15 protein-coding genes are annotated in these 16,221 nt (G+C 71.6%); 7 read left to right on the top strand and 8 right to left on the bottom strand.

From position 1 onward, the window contains the following. Positions 1 to 33: 33 nt before the first annotated feature. Genes HCN51_RS32960 through HCN51_RS32940 form a run of 5 tightly spaced genes read right to left on the bottom strand, consistent with a single transcriptional unit; the run spans position 34 to position 4,669 of the window. Complete coding sequence (locus HCN51_RS32960; RefSeq protein WP_168014879.1) at positions 34 to 1,314, bottom strand: ABC transporter substrate-binding protein; 1,281 nt, start codon at positions 1,312 to 1,314, stop codon at positions 34 to 36. A gap of 5 nt (positions 1,315 to 1,319) precedes the next feature. Further along, entirely contained in the window at positions 1,320 to 2,315 is a 996-nt protein-coding gene (locus HCN51_RS32955; RefSeq protein WP_168014877.1) for a branched-chain amino acid ABC transporter permease, read from the bottom strand. Further along, positions 2,312 to 3,193, bottom strand: a complete 882-nt coding sequence (locus tag HCN51_RS32950) for a branched-chain amino acid ABC transporter permease (protein ID WP_168014875.1) — start codon at positions 3,191 to 3,193, stop codon at positions 2,312 to 2,314. The genes HCN51_RS32955 and HCN51_RS32950 overlap by 4 nt, the downstream gene beginning before the upstream one ends. A gap of 4 nt (positions 3,194 to 3,197) precedes the next feature. Next, the gene (locus tag HCN51_RS32945; RefSeq protein WP_168014873.1) at positions 3,198 to 3,914 is read right to left on the bottom strand and encodes an ABC transporter ATP-binding protein; all 717 of its coding nucleotides are present in this window, start codon (positions 3,912 to 3,914) and stop codon (positions 3,198 to 3,200) included. Continuing rightward, positions 3,911 to 4,669, bottom strand: coding sequence for an ABC transporter ATP-binding protein (locus tag HCN51_RS32940; RefSeq protein WP_168014871.1), 759 nt, complete (start codon positions 4,667 to 4,669; stop codon positions 3,911 to 3,913). Before HCN51_RS32940 ends, HCN51_RS32945 begins: the two co-directional genes overlap by 4 nt. Before the next feature lie 178 nt (positions 4,670 to 4,847). Between HCN51_RS32940 and HCN51_RS32935 the strand changes: the two genes are divergently transcribed. Both HCN51_RS32935 and HCN51_RS32930 read left to right on the top strand, forming a co-directional pair. Continuing rightward, positions 4,848 to 6,191 (top strand): PucR family transcriptional regulator, encoded by a 1,344-nt coding sequence (locus HCN51_RS32935; RefSeq protein WP_168014869.1) that lies wholly within the window; start codon positions 4,848 to 4,850, stop codon positions 6,189 to 6,191. Next, entirely contained in the window at positions 6,178 to 7,659 is a 1,482-nt protein-coding gene (locus tag HCN51_RS32930; RefSeq protein WP_080044501.1) for a long-chain-fatty-acid--CoA ligase, read from the top strand. Before HCN51_RS32935 ends, HCN51_RS32930 begins: the two co-directional genes overlap by 14 nt. On the opposite strand, the gene HCN51_RS32925 is transcribed toward HCN51_RS32930, so the two are convergent. Beyond that, positions 7,637 to 9,946: a M28 family peptidase gene (locus HCN51_RS32925; RefSeq protein WP_168014868.1), complete on the bottom strand. Its 2,310-nt coding sequence runs from the start codon at positions 9,944 to 9,946 to the stop codon at positions 7,637 to 7,639. The genes HCN51_RS32930 and HCN51_RS32925 overlap by 23 nt on opposite strands. A 152-nt stretch (positions 9,947 to 10,098) precedes the next feature. On the opposite strand from HCN51_RS32925, the gene HCN51_RS32920 reads away from it, so the two are divergent. After that, on the top strand, positions 10,099 to 10,848 hold the full coding sequence (locus HCN51_RS32920; RefSeq protein WP_168014866.1) for a sulfite exporter TauE/SafE family protein: 750 nt from the start codon (positions 10,099 to 10,101) through the stop codon (positions 10,846 to 10,848). A 174-nt stretch (positions 10,849 to 11,022) separates the two neighbouring features. Further along, a complete protein-coding gene (locus tag HCN51_RS32915) occupies positions 11,023 to 11,214 on the top strand; it encodes a hypothetical protein (protein WP_168014864.1) in 192 nt (63 codons plus the stop codon). On the opposite strand, the gene HCN51_RS32910 is transcribed toward HCN51_RS32915, so the two are convergent. Both HCN51_RS32910 and HCN51_RS32905 read right to left on the bottom strand, forming a co-directional pair. Continuing rightward, positions 11,194 to 11,871, bottom strand: a complete 678-nt coding sequence (locus HCN51_RS32910) for a hypothetical protein (protein WP_240973485.1) — start codon at positions 11,869 to 11,871, stop codon at positions 11,194 to 11,196. The two genes, HCN51_RS32915 and HCN51_RS32910, sit on opposite strands and share 21 nt — an antisense overlap. Before the next feature lie 111 nt (positions 11,872 to 11,982). Next, positions 11,983 to 12,999 carry a LacI family DNA-binding transcriptional regulator gene (locus tag HCN51_RS32905; RefSeq protein ID WP_168014860.1) on the bottom strand — a complete coding sequence of 339 codons (1,017 nt, stop codon included), beginning with the start codon at positions 12,997 to 12,999 and terminating at the stop codon, positions 11,983 to 11,985. A 137-nt stretch (positions 13,000 to 13,136) separates the two neighbouring features. Between HCN51_RS32905 and HCN51_RS32900 the strand changes: the two genes are divergently transcribed. Genes HCN51_RS32900 through HCN51_RS32890 form a run of 3 tightly spaced genes read left to right on the top strand, consistent with a single transcriptional unit; the run spans position 13,137 to position 16,215 of the window. Continuing rightward, entirely contained in the window at positions 13,137 to 14,507 is a 1,371-nt protein-coding gene (locus HCN51_RS32900) for an ABC transporter substrate-binding protein (RefSeq protein ID WP_168014858.1), read from the top strand. Next, a complete protein-coding gene (locus HCN51_RS32895) occupies positions 14,504 to 15,376 on the top strand; it encodes a carbohydrate ABC transporter permease (protein WP_080044494.1) in 873 nt (290 codons plus the stop codon). The genes HCN51_RS32900 and HCN51_RS32895 overlap by 4 nt, the downstream gene beginning before the upstream one ends. Then, on the top strand, positions 15,373 to 16,215 hold the full coding sequence (locus HCN51_RS32890) for a carbohydrate ABC transporter permease (protein ID WP_080044493.1): 843 nt from the start codon (positions 15,373 to 15,375) through the stop codon (positions 16,213 to 16,215). Before HCN51_RS32895 ends, HCN51_RS32890 begins: the two co-directional genes overlap by 4 nt. The last annotated feature ends 6 nt before the right edge of the window (positions 16,216 to 16,221 follow it).

Raw genomic sequence — 16,221 nt, 5'->3', positions numbered from 1 at the left:
CCATCAAGCCGGGAACGATCAAGCCCTGACGCGTCAGCCGCCCAGCGGGCCGAACTCCTTGCGAGTGTCGATCACGTCCCCGAACAGTTCCCACCGCTGCCCCTTGAACCGCATGAGCTGCATCGACTCGATCGGGAACCCGTCGCCCTGCGCGGTGTCCAGCGTGACCCCGGGCAGCAGCATGTCCACCTTCACGCCCTTGAGGTTGCGCACGGAGTCGCGCAGCCCCTCGCGGGTCGGGCAGGCCGCCGCCTCCATGGCCTTGTGGAAGCTGCTGGCCGCCGCCCAGCCGAAGGTGTGGTACGGCACGTTGGCGTCGGCCCCGGGCGCGTACTGCTGCATCTTCTGCTTGTAGAGCTGCATCTCGGGGTCGTCGGCCCAGGTGGGGTCGTTCGGGTCCTTGTAGTAGGTGGCGGACACGACGCCCTGCACGTTCTCGAACCCGACGGGCTTGAGCACGGTGATCGAGGCGGCGACGTTGTTGACGATGTGCAGCGGGTTCCACTTGGTGTTCTTGGCGTCGGCGGCCAGGGCCTGCGAGCCGAACTTGGGGGTGGTGACGTTGAGGAAGACGTCGGCCTTCGACTCGGCGAGGTTGCGCATCTGCGGGTCGATGCTGGGGTCGGAGACCTCGTAGCTCTGCTCGGCCACGACCTGCACCTTCGTGCCTTCGAGCGCCCGCTTGAACCCGCCGAGCAGGTCCTTGCCGAAGTCGTCGTTCTGGTAGAGGACGGCGACCTTGGCCTCGGGCTTCTCCTTCTTCAGGTACGCGGCGTAGACGCGGGCCTCGGAGATGTAGTTGGGCTGCCAGCCGATCGTCCACGGGTGGGCGGTGTCGGTGCCCCAGATGGAGGCGCCGGTGGCGACGAAGACCTGCGGCACCTTGCGCTGGTTGGTGTAGTCCCAGGTGGCGGCGGTGGAGGGGGTGCCGAGCGTCTGGAACAGGGCGAAGACCTGCTCCTGCTCGACGAGCCTGCGGGCCTCCTCGACGGCCTTGGGCGGCTGGTAGCCGTCGTCGCGGACGACGAACTCGACCTTGCGCCCGCCGATGCCGCCCTTCTCGGCGTTGACGTAGTCGAAGTACGCCTTGATGCCCTTGGGGATGTCGCCGTAGGCGGAGGCGGGGCCGGACAGCGGGTAGATGCCGCCCAGCTTGATGGTCTTGTCGGTGATGCCGGTGGTCTGTTGCCCGGCGCACTGGCCGCCGGCCGCCGCCGTGCCTCCCGTGCCGCCGCCGGTGGCCGCGTCGCGCCCTCCGCAGGCGGCGACGGCGAGCAGTAACAGCGCGGCACAGCCGATCGCAGGAACTCGCATCCCTCTTACTCCTTCCGGGGAATCTTCTTGATCAGGCGCCCGGCCAGACCGGCCAGCCCCGTCGGGGCCACGTACATCACCGCGATGATCAGCAGGCCGAAGATGACGCCGGGCGCCGCGTCGTTGACGTCCTGAGAGATGCTCGGCACGAACATCACGAACAACCCGCCGAGCACGGGCCCGGACAGCGAGCCGAGGCCGCCGACGACCAGGCCGGCCAGCAGGGTGATCGACAGGTTCACGGTGAACGAGTCCGGCGAGACGAACCCGATCACCCACGTGTAGACGCACCCCGCCGCGCCGGCGAACATGGCGCTCCAGGCGAACGCGAGCGTCTTGTAGAACGACAGCCGCACGCCCATGACCTCGGCCGCCGCCTCGTTGTCCCGGACGGCGTGCAGGGCCCGACCCACCCGGGAGCGCAGCAGCGAGGCGGCCAGCAGGAAGGAGGCGACGGCGATGGCGAGCGTGAGGAAGTACAGCCACTGGTCCTCGGCCAGCCCGCTCCACGCGGGCGGCTGCGGCTTGGCCAGCGTCAGCCCCATGGACCCGCCGGTCAGCTCCTCGAACCGCTTGAGCAGCGGCACGAGGAAGATCGCGATGGCGAGCGTCACGAGCGCGAGGTACAGGCCGCGCAGCCGCATGGCGGGCACGCCGAGCGCGAGGCCGAGCACGAACGCCACCGCCGCCGCGAGCGGCAGCGTCAGCGGGTACGGCAGCGCCCACCGGTCCATGAGGATGGCCGCCGCGTAGGCGCCGACGGCGAAGAAGGCGCCGTGGCCGAGCGAGATCTGCCCGGCGTGCCCGACGAGGAGGTTGAGCCCGAGCAGCGCCACCGCGTACACCAGCACCATCGTGAGCTGAAAGACGTGGAAGGGGACGAGCTGGAAGGGCGCGTAGACGGCGGCGGCGAGCAGCAGGGCGAGCCCCGCCCAGCGCCGGTCGAACCTCCTGCGCCGCTCCACGGCGACCGGCTTGACCTGCACTTTCGTCGCGCTCATGCCCGCTCCACCGCCGCCCGTCCGAAGAGCCCCTGGGGGCGCAGCAGCAGCACGCCGAGGATGATCACGAGGGGCACCCCCACCTTGAGGTCGGAGCCGATGAAGCCGACGTAGGCGCCGGCGAGCGTCTCGGCGACGCCGACGATCAGCCCGCCGGTGACGGCCCCGAGCGGGCTGTCGAAGCCGCCGAGGGTGGCGGCGGCGAAGGCGTAGATGAGGACGCCGCCCATCATGTTCGGCTCCAGGAACAGCAGCGGCGCCACCAGCACCCCGGACACGGCGCCCACGGTGGCGGCCAGGCCCCAGCCGAGCGCGAGCGTGCGGCCGACGCGGATGCCGACCAGGCGGGCGGAGGCGGGGTTCGTGGCCACGGCCCGCATGCCGAGCCCGATCCTGGTGTACTGGAACAGCACGTACAGCAGGCCCATGACCAGCCCGACCACGCCGAGCACGCCGAGCGTGGAGAAGCTGACGCTGATGCCGGCGGCCTCCAGGGCGCCGCCGGGGAACGGGTTCGGGAAGTCCTTGATGAGGAACGTCCAGATCCAGCCGGCGGCGGCGTTGACGAAGATGAACAGCCCGACGGTGACGATGACGATGGTCAGCTCCGGCGCCCCCTCGACCGGCCGGATGATCACCCGTTCGATGAGCATGCCGCCGGCGAACGACACGGCCAGCGTCACGACCAGCGCCAGCCAGAACGGCATGCCGGCGGCCACGCACTGCCAGGCGATGTAGGTGGAGAACATGGCCAGCTCGCCCTGGGCGAAGTTGACGATGCCGGTGAACTGGTAGATCAGCACCAGGGCCAGCGCCAGGCTGGCGTAGATGGCGCCCGCGCCGAGCCCCTCGACGACCTGCTGCACGAATCCGGCCATCGCGCTACACCCGGTACCCGAGGTAGGACTGCGCGACCTGCTCGTCGGCCTGGATCTGCGCGGCCGTGCCCGACAGCACGATCCGCCCGGTCTCCAGGACGTGCGCCTGCTGGGCGATGCCCAGGGCGAGGTGGGCGTTCTGCTCGACGACGACCACGGTGGTCCGCTCCTCTTCGTTGATGGTCCTGACGATGCGGAACAGCTCCCGGGTGACGAGCGGGGCCAGGCCCAGCGACGGCTCGTCGAGCAGCAGCAGCCGGGGGCGCAGCATGAGGGCCCGGCCGAGGGCCAGCATCTGCTGCTCGCCGCCGCTGAGGCTGCCCGCGGCCTGCTTGAGCCGCTTCTTCAGCACCGGGAAGTACTGGTGGACGCGTTCGAGGTCCTCCTCGACGGAGGGGCCGCGCCGCACGTACGCGCCGAGCCGGAGGTTCTCCTCGACGGTCAGCGGCATGAACGTGCCGCGCCCCTCGGGCACGTGGGCGACGCCGAGCCGGGCGACGGCGTCGGGTGGGCGGCCGGTCAGGGCGGCGCCGCCGAGCGTGATCGTGCCGCGTGCCTTGACCATGCCGGACAGGGCGCGCAGCAGCGTGGTCTTGCCGGCGCCGTTGGGGCCGAGGATGGCGCAGACCTCGCCCTCCCGCACGGTGAAGCTGACGCCGTGCAGCACCTGGGCGTCGCCGTAGCCGGCCACCAGGTCCGCCACCACCAGGTCCGTGCTCATGCCGCCGTCCCCAGGTACGCCTCGATGACGGCCGGGTCGCGCTGGACCTCCTCGGGCGGGCCTTCGGCGATCTTGCGGCCGAAGTCGAGGCAGACGATGCGCTCGCAGATGCCCATGACGAACCCCATGTGGTGCTCGACCACGACGACCGTCAGCCCGTACTCGGCCCGGACGGACTCCAGCGTGCCCGCGAACTCCTGCACCTCCGCCGCGTTCAGCCCGTTCACCGGCTCGTCGAGGAGCAGCAGCCGGGGTCGGGCGACGAGCGCGCGGGCCAGCTCCACCCGCTTCAGCGTGCCGAACGGCAGGCCCGTCGCCGGATGCGCGGCCACCCCGGCCAGCCCCAGCCGTTCCAGGACGGCGTCGGCGTCGGCGCGCAGCGCGCGTTCCTCGCGGCGCACCCCCGGCAGCCGCAGCCCGGCGGAGAAGAAGCCGGCGCGGCCCCTGTGGTGCGCGCCGACCAGCACGTTGTCGCGGACGGACAGGCGGGGGAACAGGCCCAGGTTCTGGAAGGTCCTGGCGATGCCGAGGCCGGCGATGGCGTGCGGCGCCGCGGCGACCAGGTCCTCGCCCTCGTACGTGATCGACCCGGACTGCGGGGTGCAGCGCCGGGTGAGGCAGTTGAACAGGGTGGTCTTGCCGGCGCCGTTCGGCCCGATGAGCCCCACCATCTCGCCGCCCGCCACCCCGAACCCCACGCCGTCCAGCGCGGTGATGCCGCCGAAGCGAACGGTAAGATCGTGTACCTCCAGCATCCGGCCTCCTGGAGAACAATGTTCTGATGGTGGGCTCAGCGTAGGATCCGCTCGTCAGGGGCCGCATTGGGCACGGTGACCCAAGATGTCCGCGGCGAGTTGTCCTCTGAGCACAGGCTGGGTCTCATCACGGTCACAACCCGTTGACCGTGAGGCATCGGCCATGGATCATCCCGGCATGTCCACTGGTTCGAGCACCGTGGAAGCCGCCGTACGCGCGGAACGCACGCGCATCCTGTCCGGGCTGCTCGGCGACGTGCGGGAGCTGGCCGACGTCGCGGTCACGACCATGCGGGAGGAGATCCCCGCCTACGACGCCATGGGGCCGGCCTTCCACGCCGACGTGCGGGACCAGGTGGTCAAGCACTACCGGGCCAAGCTCGCCGTGCTCCTGGAGGAGCGCACGGTGACGCTGGAGGACATCTCCTTCACCCGGCGCGCCGCCATGCGCCGGGCCAGGGCGGGCGTGGCGCTGGCCGACTACATCAACGCCTTCCGGGTGGGGCAGCAGGTGTTCTGGGAGGCCGTGGTCGCGCGGGCCGGGCCCACGTACGCGGGGCGCGAGGCGGCGCTGTCGCTGGCCACGCCGCTGATGCGGTACTGCGACTTCGCCAGCACGCACGCCGCCAACGCGTACATGGAGTTCCAGCAGTACGCGGCGGCGGAGGCGGTGCGCGAGACCCGCGACCTGCTGGAGACGCTGCTGTCCGGGTGCCCGCCGACGCGCGGCAGGGAGGTGGCCGCCGCGCAGGCGCACGGACTCGGCCCCGATGTGCGCGCGCCGCTGCTCGTGGTGACCGCCGTGCTGGCCGGGTCCGCCGCCGATCCCGAGGACGCCCGGCACTCCGCGTGCGCGGCCATCGCCAGGATCGCCGGGAACGGCACCCGTACGCTGTCGGTCGTGCGCCGCTCGGAGATCGTGGCCGTCCCCGTGCTCGGCCCCGGCACCGGGCCGGAGGAGCTGTGCGACCGGCTGCAGGGCGTGGTGGAGAGCCTGGCCGTCGAGGGGGTGCGGCTGGCCATGGGCGTCAGCACCGTCTGCACCGGCGCCGCGCAGATCCCGCAGGCCTACCAGGAGGCCAGGGCCGTGCTGGACTTCGTGCCCGAGGAGGGCGGCGTGGCCGCGCTGCCCAGGATCACGCCCTTCCAGTACCTGGCGCTCAAGGCCGACGACACCGCCCGCAACCTGGTGGACCCGCGCATCACCGCGCTGCTGTCGGAGGACCGGGCGCGCGGCGGCGTGCTGACCGCCACGATCAGGGCGTTCGCCGCCGCGGACCTGAACCTGCGCACCGCCGCCGAGCGCCTGCAGATCCACCCGAACACCGCCCAGTACCGCATGCGCCGCATCCAGGAGCGCACCGGCCGCAGCCTGCGCTCGATCAACGATCTGGTGGAGCTGCTCGTCGCGATCGCGCTCCAGGACGCCCTCCCGACCAATGCCGGGCGGGAAAGACTGGCCGCCGCGACCAATGAGAGCCGTGGGAGATCGGACGTACGGTCTTTCCATGAACCTCGCTGACCGGCTCCACACCGCCGCTGCCCGGCTCGGCGGCAGAGCGGTTCTCACGCTGGACGAGGCGCAGCTCACCTACGGCACCCTCGACGAGCTGAGCGCCCGCCTGGCGGGCCTGCTGCGGTGCAGGGGGATCGGCCCCGGCGACCGGGTCGCGATCATGTTGCCGAACGTGCCGGAGTTCGGCGTCGTCTACTACGGGGTGCTGCGGGCCGGGGCGGTGGTGGTCCCGCTGGATCCGCTGCTGAAACGCCGCGAGATCGCCGCCTACCTGGGCGACTGCCGGGCCCGGCTGCTCATCGCCTGGCACGCGTTCGCCGAGACGGCCGAGGCGGGCGCGGCCGGCACCGACTGCTTCTTCGTGGTGCCGGGCGAGTTCAGGCGGCTGCTGCGCGGCGTCGCGGCCGAGCACGAGGTCGCCGACATGGAGCACGACGACACCGCCGTCATCCACTACACCTCCGGCACCACGGGCCGCCCCAAGGGCATCGAGCTCACCCACGCGAACCTGGGCGGCAACGCCGCCACCGTGGCCCGCATGCACGCGCTCGGCGTGGACGACGTGGTGCTCGGCGCGCTGCCGCTCTACCACACTTTCGGCCAGACCTGCTCGCTCAACGCGACCGTGCACGCCGGCGCCCGCCTGACGCTGCTCGGCCGCTTCGACCCCGGCCGCGCCCTGGAGGTCATCAGGCGCGACGGGGTGACCGTCTTCCAGGGCGTGCCCACCATGTTCATCGCGCTGCTCGACCACCCCGGCGCCTCCGACATGTCGATGCTGCGGGTCTGCGCCTCCGGCGGGGCCGCGCTGCCGCTGGACGTGCTGCGGGCCTACGAGACCCGCTTCGGCTGCGAGATCGTCGAGGGGTACGGCCTCAGCGAGACCTCCCCCGTCGCCGCCACCAACCGGGGCGGCGCCCACCGCAGGGCCGGCTCCATCGGCTGGCCCATCAGGGGCGTCGAGATGAAGATCGTCGGCGACGACGGCCGCGAGCTGCCGGCCGGCGAGATCGGCGAGATCGTGGTGCGCGGCCCCAACGTCATGAAGGGCTACTGGAACGACCCCGCCGCCACCGCCGAGGTGATCCGCGACGGCTGGTTCCACACCGGCGACCTCGGGCGGGTGGACGGCGACGGCTACTTCTTCCTCGTCGACCGCCGCCGCGACGTGATCATCCGTGGCGGCTACACCGTCTACCCGCGCGAGGTCGAGGAGGTGCTCTACGAGCACCCGGCAGTGCGGCAGGCGGCCGTGTTCGGCGTGCCGCACCCCGGGCTGGGCGAGGAGATCGAGGCCGTGGTCGCCCTGCGCGCCCCCGTGACCTGCGAGGAGCTGCGCGACTTCGTACGGGAGCGGGTGGCCGCGTACAAGTATCCCCGTCACGTGTCGTTCGTGGACGAGCTGCCGATGAGCCCCACCGGCAAGATCCTCAAGCGGGCCCTGCCCCGGCTCAGAGCCGGTACGTACGGGTGATCGCGACCAGGCCGCCGTCCTCGCGGGTGGCGGCCACCAGCCCCGCCGGCATCGGCGCGAACCCGGGCACGGAGGCGAACCCGTCCCGCTCGCCGATCGCCGTCACCCGCAGCTCGCCCGTGCCCGCGACCTTCAGCGTGATCTCCGCACCGCCCGCCGGGATGCCCCTGAAGCGCACCTCGCCCGGCCACGTGTTGGCCCGGGTGCCGGTGACGGGCACGGTCACGGCCCGCATCCCGTCGGCCTTGGCGGTGGCCTCGACGACCGGCCGCTCGACGCGCAGGGTGAGCGAGCGCGCGCCCCTGCCGGCCGTGACCCGCAGCCGGTACGTGCCGCCGTCCTGACGCAGCACGGTGACGCGCGGCCCGTCGAGGTCCACCGCCGGCGCGGGGCCGGTCCACAGGGCGCCGCGGGCGTAGCCGGGCGGCAGGGACGAGGTGTCGCGGCCGGAGACGTACCGTCTCGTCCACTCGGACGGGGCGAGGTCCGCGCTGACCCAGCCGGCCTGCCGGGTCTCGGCGTCCATCACGTACGCCAGGTGCGTCCGCCTCGGGTGGGCCGCGTCGAACGCGTCCACCGCCAGCCCGGCGGGCACCAGCGCCACCGCGAGGGCGGCGGCCACCAGCGGCACCCCGAACGCGACCGGGCGGGCGAGCGGCCGGTGCGGCTCGGGCAGCCACAGCTCGACGGCCGGCAGCGCGACCAGCCCGAACAGTGCCAGCACCGCCGCGCTCGCCCCGCCGAGCGCCAGCCCCATCCCGTCGAACGCCGTCAACGCCAGCCCGGGCAGCAGCGCCGCCCCCATGACCAGCCCCGCCGTCAGCGCGGCCACCTTCAGGGCAGGACGGCGCAGGAGCAGCGCGGCCAGGCCGCCGAGCGCGGCGAACAGGGCCGGCAGCGCGAACATGAACGAGGCGCCCGGCGCGACCTGCGCGCACACCACGCCGAGCAGCGCGGGCCAGGCCAGTGCCCCGATGGCCAAGGCCGCCGGGCCGAGCCTGCGCCGCAGCGGGAGGTACCAGCCGAGCACCGCCAGCCCGGCCAGCACCGCGACGGCCAGGCGGAACACGTCGGGCCGGTGCAGCAGCCCGCCCATGCCGTAGTAGTCGGGCCGCATCGCGACCAGCACCTCCCACAAGCCCTGCGCGAGCAGCGCCGCCGCCACGACCGGCACGACCCCCGAGATCGCGCCGACGGCCATCCGCCCCGGCCCGGCCAGGCGCCGCCGCCACGCCACGAACGCCAGCCCGGCCACCGCGGCGACGGCGAGCCCGGCCAGCGGCCACACCAGCCCGTTCGGGTAGGTGAGCAGGACGCCGAGGAGCCGGAAGTAGGTGACGTCGTGGTCGGCGTCCAGCGCCGGCAGGTCGGCGGCGCCGAGCGTGCGGGCCAGGGCGAGCATGTTCGTGCCGTGGTGCTGGAGGCTGCCCCGGTTCAGGTGCGCAAGGGAGTCGTCGGCGGTGTGGTAGCGCGAGGACTCCTGGATGTAGGCGAAGTTCATGCCCCTGAACCCGGCCTCGGTCATCGGCGTGAAGTCGGTGTTGTTCGGCAGCAGCCGGTAGAGCTCGACCATCATCGAGTCGCCCCTCGGGAAGGGCACGGCGTCGGCGAACGTCCCGACCAGCCCGGCGTTGCCCGGCGACGTCTCGAACATCAGCGACGGCCCGCTGACGCCGCGCGCCTCCCAGTTCAGCAGCACGCCGCCCTTGCTCCCGAGCGGGTGCTCCCTGACGAACGCCTCGGCGCCGAGCACGCCGTCCTCCTCGCCGTCCGTCATGAGGAACACCAGGTCGTTGCGGAGCTTCGCTCCGCCCAGCGCCCGTACGGTCTCCAGCATCGACGCCACGGCCGCCGCGTCGTCCGAGGTGCCCGGCCCCATGGCGGCGGAGTCGTAGTGGGCGGCGATCACCACCGTGCCCGTCGGGTCGGTGCCGCGCCGGGTGGCCACCACGTTGTCCACCTGGCCGAACGACGCCAGCCCCGTGGACGGGTTCGCCCCCACGGCCCGCTGCACCCGCACCTCCAGCCCGGCCGCGCGCATCCGCTCCACCAGGTAGTCCCTGGCCTGCGCGCTCGCCTGGCCGCCGATCGGCCGGGGCCGGGTGGCGAACGCCTCCAGATGCTTCAGTGCCCGCTCCGCGCTGAACTCCCCGGCCGGCGCCGAGGCGGGCAACGGCTGCATCGTGCTGCCGGACATGGCGGTCAGCACGACCACGGCGGCCAGCGCCAGCAGGGCCGCGACCCCGGCCAGCACGCGGCGGGGAACGTCGAACAACTTCTCCTTCATGACCAGGAACGCTAGGTTTTCGGCCCTGGCCGCCGGAATGATGCGCGTGCCCGGATCGGGCTGTGGTTTTCCGCAGGTCCGGCCGGAGCATTCTTCTCACATAGCGGTACGATTTGTCTTACTGGTTAAGACATGCTCTAGAGTCGCAGACCATGACACCTTGGGAGATGGTCGCGGTGCTCGCGGCCGGCGTGGCGGGCGGGGCCATCAACACCGTCGTCGGATCCGGATCGCTGATCACGTTCCCCACGCTGCTCGCGGTGGGCCTGCCGCCGATCACCGCGAACGTCTCCAACAACATCGGCCTGGTCCCCGGCGGGCTGACCGGCGTCGCCGGATACCGCGAGGAGCTGACCGGTCAGCGCGGCCGGCTGCTCCGGCTCGCGCCCGCCTCCGTGGCGGGCGCGCTGGCGGGCGGGCTGCTCCTGCTCAACCTGCCGGAGAGCACGTTCACGGCGGTCGTGGTCGTGCTCATCGCGATGTCCTGCACCCTGGTCGTGATCCAGCCCCGGCTCAGCCGCGCCCTCGCCGACCGGCCCAAGCGGGCGCACGGCGGCCCGTGGCTCTGGCTGGGCGCGCTGGCGGCCGGCGCGTACGGCGGCTACTTCGGCGCCGGGCAGGGCATCCTTCTCATCGGCCTGATGGGCATCCTCATCGACGAGGAGCTGCAACGCGTCAACGCGGCCAAGAACGTGCTGGTCGTGCTGGTCAACGGCACGGCCGCCATCCTGTACGCGCTCGTCGCCGACGTGGACTGGACGGCGGTGCTGCTGGTGGCGCTGGGCTCGATGGCGGGGGGCTTCCTCGGGGCGCGGGTGGGGCGCAGGCTGCCCGCGCCGGTGTTGCGCGGGGTGATCGTCTGCATCGGCGTGATCGCCATCGTGAAGCTCCTCACCGACTGAGAGGCCCCCGCCGATGCTCCGTTTGGCAGCCATCCTGGCGGTCAACGCGGTGACCTTCGCCGTCCTCTACGCCTCGCCCTGCGGCGCGCCCGCGGGCCTGTGGCTGCCGGTGGCCTGCGCGGCTGCCGCCCTCGTCGCCTTGCTACTGTCCCGCCCGGGGCCACGATCGGCGCCGTGCTGGCCGGGCATCGGGCCGCGCCGTTCCTCGGCCTGGTGCTGCTGGTGCCCGCGCTCTACATGCCGGTCGCCTGGTTCCTGTCGGGTGCGGGACACGGCTGCTCCAGCACCTTGGCCCTGTTCAACTGGCCGTACCTGGTCGCGGGCCTGCTGGCGCTGGGCTCGCGCCTACCCCGACAGGCCCAGTAGGAAGGCGGCGGGCACGAACGCGACCGCCAGCCCCACCGCCCACCACCGTGGCGCCGGCCCTTCCCGGAGCACCGTGACGCCCAGGGGCACCAGCGCGATGATCAACCCGGCGATGGCCGCCAGGGCGAACGGGTCGGTGCTGCCCTTGAGCACGCCCAGCGGCAGCCCGGCCGCCAGGCCCAGCGCCACGCACCGCACCAGGCTCAGCGCCCTGGCCCGGTAGGCGGCGACGGCCAGGACGATCCAGCCGCCCATGATGCACACGTTGGTGGCCTTGAAGACGTGGAAGGCGCCGTACGTGCCCTGCACGGCCCGCTGCGCGGCCTCCAGGCCGAGCACGTCCACGAGCTGGAACGCCAGGTGGCTGATCCCGGCGTGGAACACGCGCCCGAACAGCCCGAGCACGACAAGCGTGACGCCCCACCGCGCCCACCCCGTGGGTCCGATGCGCCGGCCGAGGGCGGTCACGGCGGGCCACAGGAGCACGGTGCCGGCCGCGTACAGGGCGTAGGACCAGGCCATCCGGGCGGGGTCGGCGGCGTAGGCGGCGAGTTGTCCGGGGAAGAAGTCGTCCTGTCCCAGACGGGTGAGGACTCCGGCGGCGAGCAGCAGGGGGCCCAGCAGCAGTCCGGCGCCCTCGACCCAGCGCCCTGGCATTTCATGATTCATACCGGCCATCCAAGCCGCGTCAGGCCGCCCGCACACGGGCGCGGGAACGAGGACTTCAGGTAGTGCCCGCACTACCCCGGCCCACGACCCCGGCCCGCCCTACTCCTCGCCGGCGGTGCTCTCCCTGACGATCAGCCGGTGCGGCACCACGATCTCGGGTGGCGGGCCGAGCTCGCCCCTGATCGACTCCATCAGCGTGTCCACCGCCCGCCGGGCGATCTCCCCCTTGTCGGGGGCGACCGTGGTGAGGCTGGGCGTGCTGTACTGGCCCTCCTCGATGTCGTCCACCCCGACCACCGCGACGTCGTCGGGGACGCGGCGACCGGCCCTGGTCAGGGCCCTGATAGCGCCGAGGGCGAGCAGGTCGTTGTAGCAGAAGACGGCGTCGGGCGGCTCGGGCAGGGCCAGCAGCCGCTCCATGGCCTCGGCGCCCAGCCGCCGGTGGAAGTGGGCGGTGGGCACGATCAGCTCGTCGTGCACCTCCAGCCCGGCGCGGGCGTGCGCCTGCCGGTAGCCGGCGGTGCGGAGCTGGGCGGTCTCGCCGGTCGCGTACGGCTGGTCGCCGATGGCCGCGACGCGGCGGCGGCCGAGCTCCAGCAGGTGGGCGGTGGCGTCGCGGGCGGCGGCGACGTTGTCCATGGCGACGTGGGGGAAGCTGCCGTTGTAGATGTGCTCGCCGAGCAGCACGATCGGGACGCGGTTGCCGCGCTCGCGCAGCTCCTCGGCGGAGACGGACAGGGGGCTGAGCAGCAGGCCGTCGAACATGGTGGCCCGCGAGTCGCGCCCGAGCAGCTCGCGTTCCTTGTCGCCGTCGCCGTCGGTCTGGTCGATCATCACGACGTATCCGTGGACGCGGGCGGCCTTGATCACCTCGCGGGCCAGCTCGGCGAAGTACGGCACGTCCAGCTCGGGCACCACGAAGGCGATCATCCCGGTGCGGCCCTGCTTGAGGTTGCGGGCGATGAGGTTGGGGCGGTAGTCGAGCTCGTCGAGCGCCACCTGCACCCGGGCGCGCAGCTCGTCGGAGACCGGCGCGTATCCGTTGACGACGTTCGACACCGTTCGGATGGACACGTTCGCCAGTTTCGCGACATCGCGCAGGGTTGGACCGGCCATGCGTCTCCTATACCTCCGGCTGCCGTTCTTGGGAAGATCCTAAACCTGGTCTTGCATCGTTGCAGACGAGTATGCATTATGTCTGCATCGTTGCAGAGCATTCACAACGCCTTCCCCCGTCCGGCGAGGAGTCGAAGATGACTACATCACCCATTGGCCGCCGCGGCTTCCTCAAGGGAGCCCTCGGTGTCGGCGCGCTCGCCGCCACCGGCTCGCTGGCCGCCGCGTGCGCGGCGCCGGGCGGCACCGGCGCGCAGCCGAGCAAGCTGGCCGCGCCCACCGCCTCCGCGTCGTCGGCCAAGGGCGAGATCACGATCTGGAACCGGTCGGGGGACCTGTTCAAGGTGTTCGACGCGGCGATCGCCAAGTTCCGCCAGGCGTACCCGAACGTCAAGGTCAACCACCAGGCCGTGGACATCGACGCCAAGCTGGCCAACACCCTGATCAGCGGCACCGACGTGCCCGACGGCAGCTTCTGGGACGACGCCAAGATCGGCGGGCAGGCCGAGCACCTCTTCGACCTGACCGACCTCATCGCGCCCTACAAGGACCAGACGTCGGCGTACAAGCTGTCGGTCAACACCGTGGGCGGCAAGATCTACGGCGTCCCGTGGGACCTGGACCCGGGCCTGCTCTGGTACCGCGAGGACGTCCTCGACAAGGCGGGCATCGACCCGGCGACCCTCGCCACGTACGACGACCTGCTCAAAGCCGCCCAGACGATCAAGGAGAAGGACCCGAAGACCAAGCCCATCCACCTGGAGAAGACGCCGTTCCTCAGCCAGCTCTGGCTGGAGATGCTGGCCAACCAGCAGGGCACGAGCCTCACCGACGCGCAGGGCAAGCTGCGGCTCGACTCCGAGGAGTACCGGCGGATCTTCACCTGGATCCAGGGCGCGGTCAAGGACGACCTCGTCACCCACGCCCCCTACCTGGAGCAGGCCGACGTCAACACGCTCGACAACGGCCAGCAGGTGTTCGTGCCGTGGGCGATCTGGTGGTCGTTCGCGCCGCAGCAGCTCCTCAAGAACACCAAGGGCAAGTGGCGGGCGGCGCCGCTGCCGGCGTGGACGCCGGGCGGCGCGCGCAGCGGCGCGATGGGCGGCAGCAGCTTCATCATCCCCGCCAAGGCCAAGAACCCGGAGCTGGCCTGGCTGCTGTACGAGTTCCTGTGCTTCAAGGAGCCCGGCTACACCGCCGTGTACGGCCCCAACGACGTCTACCCCGGCGGCCTGTCCACCTCCATCCCCAGCTACACCCCGGCGGCCGACCCGGCCAAGCCGCTGTTCAAGCCGATCGACGCGCTCGGCGGCCAGGACCTGTGGAAGGTCGCCGTCGAGGCCGGGGCGAGCATCCCCGCCGCCGCGCCGATCCCGTGGTGGTGGGCGCAGTCGGTCGACTACCTGGGCAACAACATGCAACGCCTGATGGAAGGCAAGATGTCCCCTGACCAAGTGATCAGCGACTCGGCCGAGAAGATTCAGAAGAACCTGATCGACCGCTCATGAGGCTGCGTTCCGTCCGGCTGACGCCGTACCTGTTCATCGCCCCGTTCTTCGCCGTCTTCGGCGCGTTCGGGCTCTACCCGCTGATCTACGCCCTGCAGCTCAGCTTCATGCGCTGGCGGGGCGGGAGCCAGGCCCGCTGGGTCGGCTTCGACAACTACCTGTACCTGCTGACCAGCCCGGAGTTCTGGTCGTCGCTCGGCAACAGCGCCGTCATGTGGCTGCTGATCGTGCCGCTGCAGATCGTCGCCGGGCTGGGCGGCGCGGTGCTGCTGGCCAACGCCAAGCTGCGGCTGCGCGGCTTCTTCCGGGTGGCGTTCATCGTGCCGTTCGTGACGCCGCTGGTGGCGATGGCGCAGGTGTGGATCGTGGTGTTCGACCAGGACTACGGGCTGGTCAACTACCTGCTCAACCTGGTGGGCCTGCCCGACGTGGCGTGGCTGACGTCCACGGCGTGGTCGAAGCCGACGCTGGCGCTGCTGTTCCTGTGGAAGACCACCGGGTTCGCGATCATCATCCTGCTCGCGGGGCTGCAGGCGGTCCCCGGCGGCGTGTACGAGGCCGCGTCACTCGACGGCGCCTCCCGCTGGCGGCAGTTCTGGTCGATCACCGTGCCGCTGGTGCGCCGCAGCATGGCGTTCCTCGTGGTCATCCAGACGCTGGCGGTCTTCCAGATGTTCACCGAGCCGCGCGTGGTCACCGAGGGCGGCCCGTACGGCTCCACCACCACCGCGGGGCTCTACCTGTACGACCACATCAACGCCTCCGACCTGGGCACCGGCGCCGCGAACTCGTTCCTGCTGGTCCTGCTGGTCTTCGGCCTGTCGCTGGTGTCGGTCAGGATGCTGCGCCCGAAGGACGAGGTCTCATGAGCCGCAACCGGCCGGGCATCGGCCAGTACGTGCTGCTGACGCTGCTCGCGATCGTGTTCCTGTACCCGATCTGGTGGGCGGTCAGCTCCTCGCTCAAACCGGCGGCCGAGATCATCGCCAGCCCGCTGTCGATCGGCGAGCTGACGCTGGACAACTACCGGGCGATGTTCGCCGACGTGCCGATCGGCACCGGGTTCCTGAACACGGCGCTGGTGCTGCTGGTCAAGGGCGGGATGACGATGGTCTTCTGCCCGCTGGCCGGCTACGCCTTCGCGAAGTACGACTTCCCGTTCAAGAACGTGCTCTTCGGCGTCGTGCTGCTGACGCTGATGCTGCCGACGCTGGTGCTGATCATCCCGTTGCTGCTGGAGATGAGCGCGCTGGGCTGGGTGAACACCTACCAGGCGCTGATCCTGCCGGGCAGCGTGGACGCGTTCAGCATCTTCTGGATGCGGCAGACGATCGCCGCCATCCCGAACGAGCTGATCGACGCGGGGCGGGTGGACGGGGCCGGCGAGTTCGGCATCTTCTACAAGGTCGTGCTGCCGGTGATCCGGCCGGGCCTGGCCGCGCTGGCCGTGCTGACCACGATGAACATCTACAACGACTTCGTCTGGCCGGTCGTCGCCGTCAACGACACCGAGCACCAGACGCTCCAGGTGGTGCTGGCCACGCTGGCGCAGAACGTCACCGGCAACCGCATCGGCGCCGACTTCGCCACCGTGTGGGGCGAGCTGCTGGCCGCCGGCAGCATCGCCATGCTGCCGCTGCTGGTGATCTTCGTCCTGCTGCAGCGCCACTTCATCAACGGAATCCTCGCGGGCAGCGTCAAGGGCTGACCCGGA

This window comes from Nonomuraea composti (assembly GCF_012034275.1).
In the GTDB taxonomy this organism is placed as follows: Bacteria; Actinomycetota; Actinomycetes; order Streptosporangiales; family Streptosporangiaceae; genus Nonomuraea; species Nonomuraea composti.
The sequence above is the reverse complement of the archived record's forward strand: the minus strand, read 5'-3'. Positions and strand labels throughout refer to the sequence as shown.

Excerpts from the sequence above, each read along its gene's own strand:
- HCN51_RS32960 (WP_168014879.1), bottom strand. The coding sequence starts at position 1,314 with ATGCGAGTTCCTGCGATCGGCTGTGCCGCGCTGTTACTGCTCGCCGTC.
- HCN51_RS32955 (WP_168014877.1), bottom strand. The coding sequence starts at position 2,315 with ATGAGCGCGACGAAAGTGCAGGTCAAGCCGGTCGCCGTGGAGCGGCGC.
- HCN51_RS32950 (WP_168014875.1), bottom strand. The coding sequence starts at position 3,193 with ATGGCCGGATTCGTGCAGCAGGTCGTCGAGGGGCTCGGCGCGGGCGCC.
- HCN51_RS32945 (WP_168014873.1), bottom strand. The coding sequence starts at position 3,914 with ATGAGCACGGACCTGGTGGTGGCGGACCTGGTGGCCGGCTACGGCGAC.
- HCN51_RS32940 (WP_168014871.1), bottom strand. The coding sequence starts at position 4,669 with ATGCTGGAGGTACACGATCTTACCGTTCGCTTCGGCGGCATCACCGCG.
- HCN51_RS32935 (WP_168014869.1), top strand. The coding sequence starts at position 4,848 with ATGTCCACTGGTTCGAGCACCGTGGAAGCCGCCGTACGCGCGGAACGC.
- HCN51_RS32930 (WP_080044501.1), top strand. The coding sequence starts at position 6,178 with ATGAACCTCGCTGACCGGCTCCACACCGCCGCTGCCCGGCTCGGCGGC.
- HCN51_RS32925 (WP_168014868.1), bottom strand. The coding sequence starts at position 9,946 with ATGAAGGAGAAGTTGTTCGACGTTCCCCGCCGCGTGCTGGCCGGGGTC.
- HCN51_RS32920 (WP_168014866.1), top strand. The coding sequence starts at position 10,099 with ATGACACCTTGGGAGATGGTCGCGGTGCTCGCGGCCGGCGTGGCGGGC.
- HCN51_RS32910 (WP_240973485.1), bottom strand. The coding sequence starts at position 11,871 with ATGCCAGGGCGCTGGGTCGAGGGCGCCGGACTGCTGCTGGGCCCCCTG.
- HCN51_RS32905 (WP_168014860.1), bottom strand. The coding sequence starts at position 12,999 with ATGGCCGGTCCAACCCTGCGCGATGTCGCGAAACTGGCGAACGTGTCC.
- HCN51_RS32900 (WP_168014858.1), top strand. The coding sequence starts at position 13,137 with ATGACTACATCACCCATTGGCCGCCGCGGCTTCCTCAAGGGAGCCCTC.
- HCN51_RS32895 (WP_080044494.1), top strand. The coding sequence starts at position 14,504 with ATGAGGCTGCGTTCCGTCCGGCTGACGCCGTACCTGTTCATCGCCCCG.
- HCN51_RS32890 (WP_080044493.1), top strand. The coding sequence starts at position 15,373 with ATGAGCCGCAACCGGCCGGGCATCGGCCAGTACGTGCTGCTGACGCTG.